The 1,524-nt window shown below is 48.8% G+C and carries 1 rRNA gene (only partly in view); it reads left to right on the forward strand.

What is annotated here, in order from left to right:
• Positions 1–8 precede the first annotated feature (8 nt).
• A 23S ribosomal RNA gene (locus tag B0A65_RS17125) occupies positions 9–1,524 on the forward strand (it continues 1,168 nt past the right edge of the window).

The raw sequence follows: 1,524 nt of genomic DNA on the forward strand, positions 1-1,524 counted from the left end.
GATTGGTACAATAAGCAAAATAAGGGCGTATGGGGGATGCCTTGGCTCTCAGAGGCGATGAAAGGCGTGATAAGCTGCGAAAAGTTACGGGGATCGGCACACACGACTTGATCCGTAAATACCTGAATGGGGCAACCCACTATGTTGAAGACATAGTACACCGATAGGTGGGCAAACCCGCTGAACTGAAACATCTAAGTAGGCGGAGGAGAAGAAAACAAAAGTGATTCCGTAAGTAGTGGCGAGCGAACGCGGATTAGCCCAAACCAATGTTGTTACGGCAATGTTGGGGTTGTAGGACCACGACATTTTATGTACAAGGAACCGGAAGTTACTGGAAAGTGACGCCAAAGAGGGTGATAGCCCCGTATGGGTAACGAGTATAATAGATAGTGGTATCCTGAGTAGGGCGGGGCACGTGAAACCCTGTCTGAATTTGGCGGGACCATCCGCTAAGGCTAAATACTCCTGAGAGACCGATAGTGAACCAGTACCGTGAGGGAAAGGTGAAAAGAACCGTGAATAACGGAGTGAAATAGATCCTGAAACCATACGCTTACAAGCGGTCGGAGCCCTTTCGTGGGGTGACGGCGTGCCTTTTGCATAATGAGCCTACGAGTTAACGTTGCTGGCAAGGTTAAGTGGTTAAGCCACGGATCCGTAGCGAAAGCGAGTCTGAATAGGGCGCTTTAGTCAGTAGTGTTAGACGCGAAACCGTGTGATCTACCCATGGGCAGGATGAAGCTGTGGTAACACACAGTGGAGGTCCGAACCGGTTGACGTTGAAAAGTCTTCGGATGACCTGTGGGTAGGGGTGAAAGGCCAATCAAACTCGGAAATAGCTCGTACTCCCCGAAATGCATTTAGGTGCAGCGCTGAATTTAAGTTATATAGAGGTAGAGCTACTGATTGGATGCGGGGGCTTCACCGCCTACCAATTCCTGACAAACTCCGAATGCTATATAATGTTTCTCAGCAGTGAGGGCTTGGGTGCTAAGGTCCAAGTCCGAGAGGGAAAGAACCCAGACCATCAGCTAAGGTCCCCAAATATACGCTAAGTTGAAAGAACGAGGTTTGTCTGCCCAGACAGCTAGGATGTTGGCTTGGAAGCAGCCATTCATTTAAAGAGTGCGTAACAGCTCACTAGTCGAGCGGACGAGCATGGATAATAATCGGGCATAAGCGTATTACCGAAGCTATGGATTTACAAGCAATTGTAAGTGGTAGGGGAGCATTCCAGCAGGGTTGAAGGTGTATCGTAAGGTATGCTGGACTGGCTGGAAAAGAAAATGTAGGCATAAGTAACGATAATGCGGGCGAGAAACCCGCACACCGAAAAACTAAGGTTTCCACAGCTATGCTAATCAGCTGTGGGTTAGTCTGGTCCTAAGGCGAACCCGAAAGGGACAGTCGATGGCTAACGGGTTAATATTCCCGTACTACTAATTACTGTGATGGGGTGACGGAGTGATGAAAGCGCCGCGAACTGACGGAATAGTTCGTTGAAGTACCTACCTATAAGAT

The sequence above is a fragment of the Flavobacterium frigidimaris genome (assembly GCF_002217275.1).
Lineage (GTDB): Bacteria > Bacteroidota > Bacteroidia > Flavobacteriales > Flavobacteriaceae > Flavobacterium > Flavobacterium aquidurense.